15 protein-coding genes and 1 pseudogene are annotated in these 14,147 nt (G+C 65.2%); 4 read left to right on the forward strand and 12 right to left on the reverse strand.

Annotation, left to right across the window (positions count from 1 at the left end; translation table 11 throughout):
- Positions 1-316 precede the first annotated feature (316 nt).
- Entirely contained in the window at positions 317-1,000 is a 684-nt protein-coding gene (locus tag AC0L23_RS09395; RefSeq protein WP_018453158.1) for a response regulator, read from the forward strand.
- Positions 997-2,935 (forward strand): annotated as a pseudogene (locus AC0L23_RS09400) (sensor histidine kinase). The gene AC0L23_RS09395 and the pseudogene AC0L23_RS09400 overlap by 4 nt, the downstream one beginning before the upstream one ends.
- Before the next feature lie 116 nt (positions 2,936-3,051).
- Here the strand turns inward: AC0L23_RS09400 and AC0L23_RS09405 are convergent.
- Positions 3,052-3,333 carry a hypothetical protein gene (locus AC0L23_RS09405; protein WP_026232471.1) on the reverse strand — a complete coding sequence of 94 codons (282 nt, stop codon included), beginning with the start codon at positions 3,331-3,333 and terminating at the stop codon, positions 3,052-3,054.
- A gap of 235 nt (positions 3,334-3,568) precedes the next feature.
- Here AC0L23_RS09405 and AC0L23_RS09410 point away from each other — a divergent pair, with 235 nt between their 5' ends.
- Positions 3,569-3,793, forward strand: coding sequence for a cysteine rich repeat-containing protein (locus tag AC0L23_RS09410; RefSeq protein WP_085350793.1), 225 nt, complete (start codon positions 3,569-3,571; stop codon positions 3,791-3,793).
- A 106-nt stretch (positions 3,794-3,899) separates the two neighbouring features.
- Here AC0L23_RS09410 and AC0L23_RS09415 read toward each other — a convergent pair whose 3' ends face one another.
- The 4 genes from AC0L23_RS09415 to AC0L23_RS09430 all read right to left on the reverse strand — a co-directional run bounded on the left by AC0L23_RS09415 (position 3,900) and on the right by AC0L23_RS09430 (position 6,904).
- Positions 3,900-4,613 (reverse strand): hypothetical protein, encoded by a 714-nt coding sequence (locus AC0L23_RS09415; RefSeq protein ID WP_085350794.1) that lies wholly within the window; start codon positions 4,611-4,613, stop codon positions 3,900-3,902.
- An 86-nt stretch (positions 4,614-4,699) separates the two neighbouring features.
- Complete coding sequence (locus tag AC0L23_RS09420) at positions 4,700-5,410, reverse strand: hypothetical protein (RefSeq protein ID WP_018453153.1); 711 nt, start codon at positions 5,408-5,410, stop codon at positions 4,700-4,702.
- Between the two features lie 132 nt (positions 5,411-5,542).
- Complete coding sequence (locus AC0L23_RS09425; RefSeq protein ID WP_018453152.1) at positions 5,543-5,791, reverse strand: hypothetical protein; 249 nt, start codon at positions 5,789-5,791, stop codon at positions 5,543-5,545.
- 138 nt (positions 5,792-5,929) lie between these two features.
- Positions 5,930-6,904, reverse strand: coding sequence for an NAD(P)H-dependent flavin oxidoreductase (locus AC0L23_RS09430; RefSeq protein WP_085361115.1), 975 nt, complete (start codon positions 6,902-6,904; stop codon positions 5,930-5,932).
- Positions 6,905-7,012: 108 nt separating this feature from the next.
- Between AC0L23_RS09430 and AC0L23_RS09435 the strand changes: the two genes are divergently transcribed.
- The gene (locus tag AC0L23_RS09435; protein WP_085350796.1) at positions 7,013-8,575 is read left to right on the forward strand and encodes an AMP-binding protein; all 1,563 of its coding nucleotides are present in this window, start codon (positions 7,013-7,015) and stop codon (positions 8,573-8,575) included.
- Between the two features lie 10 nt (positions 8,576-8,585).
- Here AC0L23_RS09435 and AC0L23_RS09440 read toward each other — a convergent pair whose 3' ends face one another.
- The 7 genes from AC0L23_RS09440 to AC0L23_RS09470 all read right to left on the reverse strand — a co-directional run bounded on the left by AC0L23_RS09440 (position 8,586) and on the right by AC0L23_RS09470 (position 14,095).
- Positions 8,586-9,359: a thioesterase family protein gene (locus AC0L23_RS09440; RefSeq protein WP_085350797.1), complete on the reverse strand. Its 774-nt coding sequence runs from the start codon at positions 9,357-9,359 to the stop codon at positions 8,586-8,588.
- Positions 9,360-9,414: 55 nt separating this feature from the next.
- Entirely contained in the window at positions 9,415-10,383 is a 969-nt protein-coding gene (locus AC0L23_RS09445) for an NAD(P)H-dependent flavin oxidoreductase (protein WP_018453149.1), read from the reverse strand.
- Positions 10,384-10,533: 150 nt separating this feature from the next.
- A complete protein-coding gene (locus AC0L23_RS09450) occupies positions 10,534-11,934 on the reverse strand; it encodes an aspartate ammonia-lyase (RefSeq protein ID WP_085361116.1) in 1,401 nt (466 codons plus the stop codon).
- A 30-nt stretch (positions 11,935-11,964) separates the two neighbouring features.
- A complete protein-coding gene (locus tag AC0L23_RS09455; protein ID WP_018453147.1) occupies positions 11,965-12,501 on the reverse strand; it encodes a hypothetical protein in 537 nt (178 codons plus the stop codon).
- Between the two features lie 48 nt (positions 12,502-12,549).
- Positions 12,550-13,152 carry a YqaA family protein gene (locus AC0L23_RS09460; RefSeq protein ID WP_085385485.1) on the reverse strand — a complete coding sequence of 201 codons (603 nt, stop codon included), beginning with the start codon at positions 13,150-13,152 and terminating at the stop codon, positions 12,550-12,552.
- Between the two features lie 45 nt (positions 13,153-13,197).
- Positions 13,198-13,602 (reverse strand): phosphoribosyl-ATP diphosphatase, encoded by a 405-nt coding sequence (hisE, locus tag AC0L23_RS09465; RefSeq protein ID WP_007597487.1) that lies wholly within the window; start codon positions 13,600-13,602, stop codon positions 13,198-13,200.
- A 121-nt stretch (positions 13,603-13,723) separates the two neighbouring features.
- Entirely contained in the window at positions 13,724-14,095 is a 372-nt protein-coding gene (locus tag AC0L23_RS09470; RefSeq protein ID WP_018453145.1) for a hypothetical protein, read from the reverse strand.
- Positions 14,096-14,147: the final 52 nt, after the last annotated feature.

Below are 14,147 nucleotides of genomic sequence, written 5' to 3' on the forward strand. Positions count from 1 at the left end.
TCTCACTTCCCGGTGCCGCCGTGGGCGTCAGGCCAAACCTCCGGCGGCATGACTGCGGCCGACGAAGCTCGACGTGATCAAGGAGCCGTATCAGCAGTTCTACAAGAACAATGCCGGTACCGCGCGCATCTGGTGCAGCGACTGCCGGGCCCGCCCATGCCGCCGGACGAGCCAGTGCGACGAAGCAGTAGGCATCGCGTCGGGAACGCCAGACCGATGCCTTGCGCCCCCATGATTATGGGTGTCGCGGCGCCCGCACCGCGGCTAAACTTGGCCCTGCGCCGCGGGGGACACGCGGTGCAGGACGACGATGATCATGACCGAACAGGGCGAGACGGGTGAAGCCATCACCATCCTCCTCGTCGAGGACGACGCGCCGACCTGCTGGCGGCTCCAGGACGCGCTGGTCAAGGCCGGCTACGAGGTGCGAAGCGCCGGTACGCTGGGAGAGGCTCGTTCGGCGCTGAGCGCGGCTGTGCCGCGCGTGCTGCTCACCGATCTGCGGCTGCCCGACGGCCACGGCGTCGAGCTGATCCGCGAGACAAGGCAACGCTTTCCCGACACCGAGATCATGGTGATCTCGGCGCTCGGCGACGAAGAAAGTGTGATCTCCGCGATCACGGTTGGCGCCACCGGCTATCTCCTGAAGGATGCGTTCCCCACTGATATCGCCACCACCGTGCGCGATCTTGTCGCCGGCCATTCGCCGATCTCGGCCTCGATCGCCCGCTTCATCGTGCGCAGGACGCAAGGTTCCGCGCAGAATGCGGCCGAGCCTCCGCCGGGCCCCGCGCTCAACACCGCAAGGCTCACCCCACGCGAGATCGACATCCTCTGGGGCATTGCCAAAGGTTTCAGCTACGCCGAGATCGCAAGCCATCTCGGCCTGTCCCGGCAGACCGTGCCCGGCCACATCAAGAACATCTATCGCAAGCTCGAAGTGCACACCCGCAGCGAAGCGGTGTTCGAAGCGGTGCAGCAGGGCCTGATCAAGCTGTGAGCGAGATCGTGGCCAAGGCACCGGTCAAACCCGGGCGGCGCCGGCTGCTGGTCTCGCGTCTCGTGCCCTATCTGCTGCTGCAGGCGCTGATAGTGGTCGCGACCGTCCTCGGGCTGCGGCTGCTCCAGCCCAGCGACCCCGACGACTTTGCGCTGAGCGAATTCTCGCTGCGCGAGGACGGCGTGGCACGTCCCGTGACGCTGCCGCATTTTCACGTCGTCACGCTATTCCCTGGCCGACCCGCCGCTCTACACCGGCGCCTTCACGTTCCGCCGCGGCGATGTCGCGTCGGGATGGTCGGTATTCCTGCCGCGCTTCAGCAACGCGGTGGAAGTCTCAATCAACGGCGTCGTCATCCTGGATTCCCGACGCGATGCCAACGCCAACCGGCCCGACCGCAACACTCCGCAGATCGGGGCGATCCCGTCCTCGCTGCTGCGCGAGGGCGCGAACGAGATCGCGGTACGGCTGTTGGTTTGGGGACCGCTCAAGGGCTTTCTCGACACCGTCTATGTCGGGCCGGATGCGGCCTTGCGGCCGGCCTACGAGACACGCACGCTGATGTTCGTCACGTTGCCCGTGGTGTTCTCCGCCTGGCAGTCGATCCTCGCCGTCATCCTGGCGATCATGTGGCTGATGCGCCGCCGCGAGCCGGTTTACGGCGTGCTGGCCGTGGCGATGGTACTCGGCGTAGTGCAGGCCTTTGCGCCGCCACCGGTGCCCCCCCTCAACACGTCCCGGCTCGCCGCGGTATTGCTCGCGTCCGCACCGATCGAGAGCGCCCTGGTCGTCGTCTTCGGCGTGCTGTTCTTCGGCTGGCGCTGGCCGCGCTACGGCATGCTGCTGTTCGCGCCGGGGCTCGTCGTGTTCGGCGTCGGACTGATCGCCGGCCCGCCGCTGCCGCGCATTCTGTTTCTCCTGCTTGGCATTCCTACCGTCGGTCTCTGCCTGCTCCTAATGGCCTGCGTCACCGCTGCCGCGGTGGTGCGGCGGCAGGACGCGGCAAGCTTCACGCTCGGCTGCGCGGTGACCATCGTGCTGATCTGCTGGGTCCACGACATGCTGTCGGTGTTCGAGATCGTGACCGACGAGCGCATCTTCCTCTCGCGCCTGTCCTACTCGGCGATGCTGGTCGCGATCGGCGCCGGCTTGACCTGGCGGTTCGCGCGCGCGCTGAACCAGGTCGACAGCTTTGCCGACCAGCTCGTGACGCGCGTACGTGAGGCCGAGGAGCGGCTGAAGGCGAGCTTTGCCCGCGAGGAGGAGCGCGCAAGGGCAGCCGCGCTCGCCAATGAGCGCACGCGGCTGATGCGCGACCTGCATGACGGCCTCGGCGGCCAGCTCATCAGCATCGTGGCACTGTCCGAGCGCGGGCACGAGGGCGCGACCATCACCGACGCTGCCCGTGCGGCGCTGAAGGACCTCCGCCTCGTCATCGACTCCATGGACGACATCGGCGGCGACCTGATGCTCGCACTCGGCTCCTGGCGCGAGCGAGCGACCGCGCAATTGCGACCGCACGACATCGCGCTCGACTGGCACGTGGCCACGCCGCAGGGGCTGCCGCTGCATCCCGAGCTCAGGCCATGGCATGTCATCCAGATCGTGCGCATCCTCGACGAGGCCGTGACCAATGCGGTCAAGCACGCACAGGCCCGCCGCATCGCGGTCACCATCGAGACGGTCGACGAAGGTCAGGGGCCGTTCGGTGTGATCAAGGTCGCGGATGATGGCAAGGGCTTTGCGAACGGTTCTGCGCCGGTCGGCAGCGGCAGAGCCACCGACGCGGGCCAGACCGCGCGGGGGCTTCGCAACATGAGGAGCCGTGCCGCGCGCTGCGGGGCGATGCTCGATCTGAGCTCGGATTCCTCAGGCACGCGCGTGCGGCTGCAATTGCCGCAGATTTTCCCCGACAGCGGTGCCGCCGTCGGCTGAAAAGCCCCCTCTCCGAACGTGTGGGACGCGCGGAGAGAGGGACGGGCCGGATGATTTGCCTGCGGAAGACGGGGGTTCGTCCGCAATGCTCCTTCGCCCGAACTCTTTCGTCTTTCTCAGCGCACGCCGACGCGATTGACCGGACCACCGCGATTCATCGGCGTGCCCGCACGCACGCCGACACCGGGCGCACCGACCCCGGGTGTCGCGACCGCGACTGCGGCGGCCGGCGCAGCGACCACTGCCGCTCTCGGCCGCACCACGCAGCCCTTGGGTATGCCGACCGTCTTGCAATAGACCACCGCCTGCGCCGGGCTCGTGCCCAGCGAGACCGTCGCCGCACCTGCCAGCGCCAAAATTGTCAGCCCGGCGCTCAGCGCTCCCGCTCTTTTCGACATCTTGCTCTCCTGCTTCCCGTTCGGCGTCCCGATGCAATCACCGGGTCTCGCGGCCGACGTGCAGCCTGAATGACAAAAGACGGCGCGCTGATACATGCCATGAAAATGGGGGTACGGCGGCGGGACGGGCTGGCCGATGCCATGAACATGGCATGGACCTGCGCCCGGCGCTCGCGAGATGGTCCGGCCCGCTTGATCCCAGGCGGGACCAACGACATTCCCAAGGAGGTGTTTTATGAAGATCTCGGTTCTTGCCGTGCTGCTGCTCGCCGCTACCGCCCAGAACGCCGCTGCGCAATCCGGTCCGACGCCGCAGGAGCAGATGACCTGCCGAAGCGACGCGAACAAATTCTGCGCCGAACATATCGGCAAGCCGCCACAGATGAATGCCTGCCTGCGCGAGAACAAGTCGAAGCTTTCGGACGGCTGCCGCAAGGTCGTGGAGTCACACGGCGGGTGAGTGCTCGCGTCCACAACACAAATCTCGGCGGCGTCAAAGCCGTCAGGCCATAGACGTCGATGCGCCGGTCATAGGTCGGGCGCGCGCACGACGGCGAGGATGGACGCTAATCGTCGTCGCCGAATAGCCTGATCTGCGGAAAGCCGCCGCGCGGCCTGCTCGGGACCTCGCGCGCATCGGCATCTTCGCGGATGTTGCGCGCGACGTCGTCCCAATCGGTGCGGTCGCGCATCCCACGCGGCTCGCGGAAATCGTAGTGGCGGCGCTCGGCCCAGCGCTCACGGCGCTCCGTCCGGCGCCGTTCAGACGTGGCGCGCTTGACGTCAGAATCCCTGGCCTTGGCATAGGCGTTGTCGGATGAGGATGACGGCTCTGTCGATGCTTGCCGCTCGGCAGGCTTTGCGACTTGCGGAGGCGACGCCGGTGGCGGTTTCGGGGGCTCCACCGCTGCCGCCTGCGAAGGCTGTTGCGCTGGCTGTTCAGCGTTGGCTTGAGTGGTCTGCGTGTCGGGCTTCACCGCTTCGGACTTTGCCTCAGGCTTGGACTCGGCCTTGGCGTCGGATTTGGCTTCGGCCTGCGCTGGCGCGGCGACCATGGCGCCGAAGGCTTGCGAGCCGGTGAGATATTGCAGCCGCTCGGATGGCGCTTCCGTCGTGGCGGGCTTGGCGTCAGCGCGCTGCGCGATCTTGCTGGTATCAGGCCCCTGCTTGGGCGAGACCGGATTCATGATATTGCCGGCGACAATGCCGCCGCCGAGACCAATGGCGATGGCTGCGACGATGGTTCCTGCACCGACGAAATAGGCTGTCGAGGCGCGCATTGGTCCACTCCCTCTTTGGAGCGGGCAACGCTTGTCAATTGCAGGATGTTCCCGATATAGCCGCAGTTCCGGAAGGAACTTGCGCGTCAGATCTGCTGCGCCACCTTCTCGAGCCCAATGATGCGGGCGAGCTTGCGCACTTCCTCTTTCTGGTCGTCACGCAGCTGGAACAGCAGCGGCATCGCGGCCGACTTCAACTGCTGGACCTCGTCGCAATTGGGATCGATCGGCACGCCCTGCACGTTCGGATTGGACAGCTTGTTTGCCGAGATCTTGCGGACAACGTTGCGCAGCGCGGTCTCGACCGACGGCCAGTAATATTCCTGCGACGACGACAACTTCAGACGGTCCCTGATGCCCGCAATCTGTACGTCGGACAACAGCGAATAGGATTTCTGCGGCTGCGGCTTGGCGACGACCTTCGGCTTGGCCGGGACTTCGACGGCAGGAATCTCTGCAGCGGCCGGAGCCTCGTTCACGCTCGCCTTGGGCATCGGGAAATCGGATGGCGTGGCGGCGGCAAACGCCTGACGCAGCGGCTCGGTCAGCACGGGCATTTGCGAGAGCTTGTCCGCCGGAACCTGAACCGGGTCGATGGCGGCCGAGGCTAGCGCCAGCGTCGGAACCAGACGGTCGGCCTTGGCGGCCCGATTGGTTGCAAGCAGCTTGGGCGCCGGCGCCTGCGTGATCATTTCGGCGCTGACGCTGGGCACGCTGTCGCGGCCGAGAATGGCGGTGGTGGCGGCGCCGAGGACGAGGAAGCAGGTCAGCACGACGATGGTGATGGCTTTCGACAAACGTCTCTCCGCAACCGGCTTCAAGTCCACGTGATCACTGCCCGCAAACTGGGCGAAAATTAAGGCTTAACCGTGCCATCGCGGCGGCAATCGCGCGGACTGCGGCGACATCATCTGGAAAGGTCAACAAAATCAAGCAGCTAGCGCCAGATCGTAAGCGTCCTGGATGTCGGCCACGATCTCCGAGGCCTCCCAGACTCCACGCGGCTCGACCGATTGCAGCGCCACCGTCCAATTGCCGCCCCGGCGGGTGCGGGGGACGCTGACGATGTCGAAGCGAACATTGCGGCACAGCGGGTGGCGGGCCAGCGCATGGGCCACGCGAACGCGAATTTCGTCCAGCGAAGCCGCCGTCTTGGCGTTGAGAAAGTCGAAGTCCATCGCCTGTCCCTCTCGGTCCTGATTGGCGCCTGAGGGGATTCTGGGCGATCGATGGTTAATCTGCCGTTAAGTGACCGCTTCTAAGGAGCGCTCGATTAACTGTGATGGAGGCGACGGGCCCTGTCGGTCTCCGGGTTTTTACGGGGAGAGGCGGCCACCCGCCTCTCGATACTCCGCGACCGTCCGCGCGACGAGATCGTTGGCCTCCATCACTTCGGTTACACCCGATATCGAATGCCCGCCGCTCCAGATATCGCGCCAGCGCTCGGGGCGGCTCTCGCGCGCGTTGACGTCGATGTCCTTGCCGACGTCGATTGCACCGCGCGCCGGCAGATCGTCGGGGTCGAGACCGGCTGCCAGGATCGACGGCTTGAGCATGCTGGTCTGCAGGCCCGTGAACGCGGTGGTCAGCAAGATGTCGTCCGCGCTGCCGTCGACCAGCATTTGCTTGTGACGCTCATCCGCCATGCTCTCCCGCGTCGCGATGAACTTCGTACCCATGTAGCCGAGATCGCAGCCGAGCACTTCGGCCGCGCGCAATGCGTGGCCGTCGCTGATGCCCCCCGCGAGCACGACGATGCCATCGTAGAACGCACGCACCGCGCGGACGAAGGCGAACGGGTTGAGCCAGCCGGTTTGCCCGCCCGCGCCGGCGGTAAGCAGCACGAGCCCGTCGGCACCTGCTTCCGCCGCGCGTTCGGCGTGGCGGATCGAGGCAACATCCGCAAGCACCAATGCGCCGACGTCGTGCAGCGGCTTGAGCACCGTCGTGGGCGAGCCGACCGAGGTGATGACGATCTCCGGCCTGTGGTGCAGCAACACGGCGAGATCCTGCTCCAGCCGTGCATTGGAGCGGTGCACGATCAGGTTTGGGCAAAGCGGCGCGGCCTTTCGGCCGGTTTGATCTTCATGCCACCGCAGCCGCGCTTCGATGTCGGTGAGCCATTCATCGAGTTGTTCGGTGCTACGGCAATTCGCGGTGGGGAAGCTGCCGATCACGCCGTTGCGGCAGGCCGCGACCATGAGCTCGACGCCCGAGACCAGAAACATCGGCGCGGCAATCAGCGGCAGGGCGAGACGACCGTGGAAATGTTGCAGCCGATCTGACGTCACGCGTGCCTCCCTCGCGCGGGCTTAGTCGTTCCATCCCGCATTCCCTGTGCTAGCGTCGCGGTAAACATTGGCACGCCGGAAGCCGATGACAAAGCAGCGAGGAAACATATGTCCGATCCGCTCCATGCATCGTCCCCGACTTGCGCGCAGGCGCTGCGGGCGCTGTCGCGCTATCCGGGCCGAACCGCGTTCGCGTGGCCCGGCGGATCGCTGAGCTATCAGGGCACCATCGACCTGATCGGGCACATCCAGGGCGTGTTCATGCGGCTTGGATTGCAGCCCGGCGCGCGGGTCGCCTTCCTCACCGCGAACCGCGCCGACACCTGGTGCGCCGGCGTTGCCGCGCAATTGTCGCGGCTCTGCGTCACCTGGCTGCATCCTTTGGGATCGCCGGGAGACCAGATGTTCCAGCTCGAGGATTCCGAGGCCGAGGTGCTGGTGGTCGATGCGGCCGCCTTCCACGATCGCGGCGGCGAGCTCGCCGCGCAGGCGACCTGGCTCAAGGCGGTGTTCACCACGGGACCGGCCAACTATGGCGTCGATCTCTTGCAGGCGATCGAGATCGAAGGCCATGCCAGCGCGCATTGCCTCGCCCGACCCGACGACCTCTCCACGCTGAATTACACCGGTGGCACCACCGGCAAATCCAAGGGCGCGTTGCGCTACCACCGCGAAAATGCCGGAGCCGCGGCCGCGATCCTCGCCGACTTCGAGATTCCCGATGGCGCGCGCTACCTCGCGGTGGCACCGATCAGCCATGTCGCCGGCACGAAAGTGCTACCGACCTTGATGCGGGGCGGCACCGTGCACATGCTGAAGGGTTTCGATCCCGAGGCGGTGCTGGGGACTATCGCACGCGAGCGCATCAACTTCACGCTGTTCGTGCCGACCATGGTCTATGTGCTGCTCGATCATCCCGCATTGAGCAGGACCGACCTCTCCTCGCTCGAGCTGGTGCTCTACGGCGCCTCCGCGATGTCGCCGAGCCGGCTGGTCGAGGGCATCGAACGGATCGGGCCGGTGTTCTCGCAGCTCTACGGCCAGACCGAATGCTACCCAATCTCGGTGCTGCGCAAGGCGGATCACGATCCCAAAACGCCCGAACTGTTCCTGTCCTGTGGCTTCCCGATCGCGGCGTGCGAGGTCAAGATCCTCGACGACAACGACCAGGAGGTGAAGACGGGCGAGGCCGGCGAAATCTGCGTGCGCGCTCCGCATGCGATGGCGGAGTACTGGAAGCGGCCCGACACCACCGCCGAGACGCTCAAGAACGGCTGGGTGCACACCGGCGACATCGCTCGTAAGGACGATCGCGGCTACATGTTCATCCTCGACCGCAAGAAGGACATGATCGTCTCCGGCGGCTTCAACATCTTTCCGCGGGAAATCGAAGACGTGCTGTCACAGCACGCCGATGTGGCCATGGTTGCGGTCGTCGGCATCCCCGACGAGAAATGGGGCGAGGCCGTGACCGCTGTCGTCGTCCTGCGCGAAGGCGCAAAACCTGACGCCGATGAACTGATCAATCTGGTGAAGACGCGAAAAGGCTCGGCTCATGCACCGAAGCAGATCCAGTTCGTCAAGCAACTCCCGATGACCGGCGTCGGCAAGGTCGACAAGAAGATGCTGCGCGCGAGCTTTTGGAGCGGGCGGGGCCGGATGGTGGGATAGATAAGGTGCCTCACCGCTTCTCGATCACCAGGCTTTGCACGGCTCGGCCGAAATAGCCCTGCCGGTCGGCGAGCCGCGACATCGCAAGCCCGGCACCATCGGGGCCGATCCAGGAATCACCGTCGAGCAGGATCCATTCGCCGACCGGCTGGCGCGCAAAGCTCACGGTGAGGTCAGCGTTGATGTAGGTCCAGGCGCGGAAATCGAGCGACGAGGCGGTGCCGTTGGAAAAATCGGCCGCGACCACGGCGCGCATCGCCTGGGAGAGCGGTTCGCCCGCGATCAGGGGATGGTCGACGCGAAACCAGATCGCGCCGGCGCCGGCTTGCCCGAAGCGGCCGCGCGCAGCGCGCATCGAGACTGAACGTACGAACGGGCTGGTAGCGGCATGACCGTCCTCGAGCAGCGAGTCCTCCGGCGACGGCAGCGTAACCGGCAGCGCCTTGACGTGCTCGGGCAGCGTCAGCGCCTGGCGCTTGATCTTGAGCACGGTGGCGCCGACCACCTGGACGCCGTCGGCGAGCAGCTTGACTCCGCAGAGCTGGATCTTGCGGCCCTCGCGCAAGATCTCGGTCGCGATCGTGAGTGGTGCCACCGGCACCGGGCGCATCAGGTCGATGGTGACGCGCGCGATGTCCATTGCAACTGGCGTCGGAATGCGCTCAGCCGCCCACGTCACCAGCGCGGCCGGCGCCGAACCGTGCTGCATACGCCGGTCCCACGGGCCCGCGGCATCCGGGCTGGTGACGACGCTGTCGCCATCGACGCGGTAGATGGGGGGCATCGTTTCTCCGTGATGCACATTCGGTGCTGAGCAAAAGCTGTCGTCCCGGCGAAGTTCACAACGGCGGATCGACCGCCTCGTCGTATTCCTTCTTGAAGCGCGCGATCATTTCGGCGGCTGGCACGATGCCGTCGATGCTGCCGACGCCCTGGCCCGAACCCCAGATTTCCTTCCAGGCTTTTGGCTTGGCGCGCTCGCCGGAGGCGTCGGTGCCGAAGTTCATCTTGGAGGGATCTGACGTCGGCAGGTTCTCCGGATCCATACCGGCGGCGAGAATCGACGGCTTCAGATAGTTGCCGTGCACGCCGGTGAACAGGTTGGAATAGACGATGTCGTCAGCCGTCGCGCCCGCGATCATCTCCTTGTATTTGTCGACCGCATTGGCTTCCTTGGTGGCGATGAAGGCCGAGCCGATATAGGCAAAGTCGGCGCCAAGTATGCGCGCGGCGCGGATCGCCTTGCCGTTGCCGATCGCGCCCGACAGCGCGATCGGGCCGTCGAACCATTTTCGCGTCTCGGCGACGAACGCCAATGGCGAGATCGTGCCGGCATGGCCGCCGGCGCCCGCGGCGACCAGGATCAGGCCGTCGGCGCCCTTCTCGATCGCCTTGTGCGCAAACTTCTGGTTGATCACATCGTGGAAGACGATGCCGCCCCAGCCGTGCACGGCCTGATTGAGCTCCTCGCGTGCGCCGAGCGAGGAGATAATCATCGGCACCTTGTACTTGGCGCAAAGCTGCATGTCGTGATCGAGCCGGTTGTTCGACTTGTGCACGATCTGGTTGACCGCAAACGGCGCCGACGGCTTGTCGGGATGCGCGCGATCATAGGCCGCGAGCTCTTCGGTGATGCGCGCCAGCCACTCGTCAAGCAGCTCCGGCGGCCGCGCGTTCAGCGACGGAAACGAGCCGACCACGCCCGCCTTGCACTGCGCGATCACGAGATCGGGCACCGAGATGATGAAGAGCGGCGAACCGATCACGGGGATCGACAGGCGTCCCTTGAACAAGGCAGGCATGGACATTGCGAGACGATCCTCTGTTGGCGGTCACATCGAAGTTGGGAGCCATACCAACAAGGCAATCTTTCCACTGTCAAGTATTGCGTTTTAGCGCCGTGGAGGGACGCCGTTACCGCAATTCCAAGCCGCGGAATTCAGCGCGGACCGACGACATCACGCAAGCAAATCCGGATTGATCAGCCGCTCGAACGAGAACATCTCGTCCCATTTCTCCTGGGTCAGCAGCTTGCGCTCGACGACGACGATCTGATGCAGCGACTTGCCGCTCTTGTAGCCCTCGCGCGCGATCTCGGCGCAGTCCTTGTAGCCGAGCAGCGGCTTCAGCACCGTGACGATACCGAGCGAATTCAGCACCATGTTGCGGGTGTGCTCCTCGTTGGCAGTGATGCCGACGACGCAATTCTCACGCAGGCTGTTGACCGCGCGCTCCATGGTGCGGATCGAGAAGAACAGCGCGAACGAGATCACCGGCTCCATCACATTGAGCTGGAGCTGACCCGCGGACGCCGCGAGCGTCACGGTGGTGTCGAGCCCGATCACGAGGAAGCTGGTCTGGTTGACGACCTCGGGGATGACAGGATTGACCTTGCCGGGCATGATCGAGGAGCCCGGCTGAAGCTGCGGCAGGTTGATCTCGTTGAAGCCGGCACGCGGGCCCGAGGCGAGCAGGCGGATGTCGTTGCAGATCTTGGTCAGCTTGCTCGCGGTGCGCTTGAGCACGCCGGAGAGTTGCACATAGGCGCCTGTATCCGACGTCGCCTCCACGAGATCGCCTGCTAGGATGAAGTCGACGCCGGTGAGCGCGCTCAGATGCCGGACCGCGAGCTTGGGATAGCCGTGCGCCGCGGTGACGGAGGTGCCGATCGCGGTGGCGCCGAGATTGATCTCGCGCAGCAGCGCGCGGGCCTCGGAGATTCGATCGACCTCCTCGCCCATGGTGGTGCCCCAGCCGCGGAATTCGGCGCCGAGCGACATCGGCACCGCGTCCTGCAAATGGGTGCGGCCCATCTTCAGCACGCGCTCGAACTCCCTGCCCTTGGCGAAGAACGCCTCCTGGAGCTGACGCAGCGCCGTCATGTAGCTCTCGAGCCGCAGGATCAGCGCCAGCCGAAAGGCGGTCGGATAGGTGTCGTTGGTGGACTGGCCGTAATTGACGTGATCGTTGGGGCTGACGTGCTGGTAGTCGCCCTTGGCAAAGCCGAGCGATTCCAGCGCGAGATTGGCGATCACCTCGTTGGCGTTCATGTTGGTGGAGGTGCCGGCCCCGCCCTGGATGAAGTCGGTGACGAACTGGTCCATCATATCGCCGGCGATGACGCGATCGCAGCCCACGATGATGGCTTCCGCGACTTTGGTGTCCACCGCGCCGAGATCGCGGTTGGCCATGGCGGCGGCCTTCTTGACGTAACCAAGCGCCTTCACGAAGTAAGGCTCCTGGTTCATCGGAATGCCGGTGATGTGGAAGTTCTCCTTCCCGCGGATGGTCTGGACGCCGTAATAGATGTCGTCGGCGATCTCACGCTGTCCGAGGAAGTCCTGCTCCGTGCGGCTCATGGGCGCTCCTTGCTTGCTCGCGCGACGTCCTCAGTTCTGGCACAGCGCGCTGGTGACGAAGGTATCAGTGCGGCAGTCATCCGGTTTGCGTTGCCTGCCCGGGATCAGAACCTTGGCCGAGCACTTTTCCGCGGAGTCGGCATTCAGGCTCTTGCCTTCCGTGTAGCCCTTGCTCTGGCAGAGTTTGTCGGCGGCGAGCTTGCAGTCGGGCGCGCCGTTCGACGAGGCCGGACAGGCCACGCGTCCCGACACCATGGTCGACGGCTTCGCCAGGCGCGACAAATCGTTCATGGTCTCGCTCGGGCTTTTGATCGGCGGCAGGATCGAGGGCAGCTTTTCGAACAGCTTGCCCATTTCGTTGATCAGCCCGGGGTTTTCCTCGTGCGCCGGCGGCGACGAAGGAGCTGTCGAGGGCGCCGGTGCGGCCTGCGGTCCTTGCTCCTGCAAGCCGAGCGCCGGCGGTGCGGATTGCGGCCATCCGGTACCGCCGGCAGCGAGCAGGACCGAAAGCGCCGCAAATGTCAGCGTGCCCAGTCGCAGGACCGGATTGCCGGATCGAAGCATCATGGCGGCAACCGTAGCCGAACGAGGCGCGGTGGCAAAGCGCCTTGGGCGTTAGATCAATTTGATTGCGACGACAAAGCCGAGCACGAGCACCGCGGCGCCGATTGCCACCACCAATCCGAGATGCTTCTCGATCTTGATCCGGATCCAGTCGCCGTAGCGGTTTAGCAGGATCGCCACGATAAAGAAGCGCCCGCCACGCGCCACGATCGAGCACAGGATGAAGAGCCCGAGATTGTAGCCGGCAAAGCCGGACGTGATGGTCACGAGCTTGTAGGGGATCGGCGTGAGGCCCTTGAGCAGGATGATCACGGCGCCCCATTCGGCATAGGAGGCGCGGAAGGCGTCGACCTTGCCGCCGAGGCCATAGACTTCGATCAGCCAATGGCCGACCGAGTCGAAGAGCAGCGCACCGATAGCGTAGCCCAGAAGGCCACCCAGCACCGACGTCGCAGTGCAGATCGCCGCATAGACCCAGGCGCGTTGCGGGCGCGCCAGTGACATCGGGATCAGCATCACGTCCGGCGGGACGGGAAAGAAGGAGCTTTCAGCGAAAGCCACGGCGCCCATGATCCAGAGCGCGTAAGGCTTGTGAGCGGCGTCGATGCACCAGTCGTAAATACGTTTCAGCATGGCGCCGCGATGAAGCACCATGGGACGGATTTGTCCATGCCGAGATGGGACCGATTTGTGCCAATACTAGTGGCGCTTGCGCGCGGTGCGGCCTTCGAGCGCGACGATTGGCCGCCTGGCGGCGACACGCGGTGACGCAACTTTGGGCAGTTTCATAGCCGACTTCGGCAGTTTCTCGGCGATGCCGAGCATGTCTTCACGCCGCGTCATCTCGCGCCAGACGTCCTCGGGGCGCACGCCGGCCGAGGCCCAGAGCACGGTCAGATTGTAGAGTAGATCTGCGCTTTCCCGGATCACGGCTTCGCTATCGCCGTTGACCGCGTCGATGACGACCTCGATGGCCTCTTCAGCCAGCTTCTTCGCCATTTTTGACGGGCCGCGCTGAAACAGCCGCGCTGTGCGCGATGTTGCCGGATCAAGGTCCCTGGCCGCGAGCACAGCCAGATATAGCCGCTCAAGCGAATCACTCATGTACGCGACGCTACTCTAAACCCATGGCCAGCACGTTAACGCGCGATAGTAGAGCCCAAAAAGGGGCCGCCGCGGCAAGCACGACGGCCCGTTTGTGGTCAACCTTTTGTTGTGGCCAAAACTAGTAGCAGTTGGTGCGGTGGCCCTGGCCGCAGAGCTCCGACGGAGCCGTGCCGCCGTAACGCTGATACTGGTAGTTCGGGCCGGGTCCGTAATACGGGCCGTCGCCGTAATAGGCAGGGCCGCTGTAATAGGCGGGGCCGCCATAATAGGGGCCATCGTCATAGGCGTAGGCGTTGCGGGTCGCGGCGATCGCAAGACCGGTGCCGACGATGCCGGCAAACGCTGCAGCAGCCGCCGCGCCACCGCCGCCACCATGCCAATGACGGCCGCCCGCGTAGGAAGCGGTCGGGGTTATTGCGGTCAGCGCCAGCACCGCGGCGGTAGCGAGAACGGCCTTACGGCCGGCAAATCCTGAAAATCTGTCAAACATGTCCTGGACCCTCCTTGGGACCTCGAATGGTGCCTGATGACAGGCTCGTGTC

It is taken from the genome of Bradyrhizobium sp. MI1.4, assembly GCF_055811315.1.

What these genes read in the sequence shown, in the direction of transcription:
- AC0L23_RS09445 (WP_018453149.1), bottom strand. Translation starts at nt 10,383, where the DNA reads ATGTCCATGCCTGCCTTGTTCAAGGGACGCCTGTCGATCCCCGTGATC.
- AC0L23_RS09415 (WP_085350794.1), bottom strand. Translation starts at nt 4,613, where the DNA reads ATGCGCGCCTCGACAGCCTATTTCGTCGGTGCAGGAACCATCGTCGCA.
- AC0L23_RS09405 (WP_026232471.1), bottom strand. Translation starts at nt 3,333, where the DNA reads ATGTCGAAAAGAGCGGGAGCGCTGAGCGCCGGGCTGACAATTTTGGCG.
- AC0L23_RS09435 (WP_085350796.1), top strand. Translation starts at nt 7,013, where the DNA reads ATGTCCGATCCGCTCCATGCATCGTCCCCGACTTGCGCGCAGGCGCTG.
- AC0L23_RS09425 (WP_018453152.1), bottom strand. Translation starts at nt 5,791, where the DNA reads ATGGACTTCGACTTTCTCAACGCCAAGACGGCGGCTTCGCTGGACGAA.
- AC0L23_RS09440 (WP_085350797.1), bottom strand. Translation starts at nt 9,359, where the DNA reads ATGCCCCCCATCTACCGCGTCGATGGCGACAGCGTCGTCACCAGCCCG.
- AC0L23_RS09410 (WP_085350793.1), top strand. Translation starts at nt 3,569, where the DNA reads ATGAAGATCTCGGTTCTTGCCGTGCTGCTGCTCGCCGCTACCGCCCAG.
- AC0L23_RS09455 (WP_018453147.1), bottom strand. Translation starts at nt 12,501, where the DNA reads ATGATGCTTCGATCCGGCAATCCGGTCCTGCGACTGGGCACGCTGACA.
- AC0L23_RS09395 (WP_018453158.1), top strand. Translation starts at nt 317, where the DNA reads ATGACCGAACAGGGCGAGACGGGTGAAGCCATCACCATCCTCCTCGTC.
- AC0L23_RS09470 (WP_018453145.1), bottom strand. Translation starts at nt 14,095, where the DNA reads ATGTTTGACAGATTTTCAGGATTTGCCGGCCGTAAGGCCGTTCTCGCT.
- AC0L23_RS09450 (WP_085361116.1), bottom strand. Translation starts at nt 11,934, where the DNA reads ATGAGCCGCACGGAGCAGGACTTCCTCGGACAGCGTGAGATCGCCGAC.
- hisE (WP_007597487.1), bottom strand. Translation starts at nt 13,602, where the DNA reads ATGAGTGATTCGCTTGAGCGGCTATATCTGGCTGTGCTCGCGGCCAGG.
- AC0L23_RS09460 (WP_085385485.1), bottom strand. Translation starts at nt 13,152, where the DNA reads ATGGTGCTTCATCGCGGCGCCATGCTGAAACGTATTTACGACTGGTGC.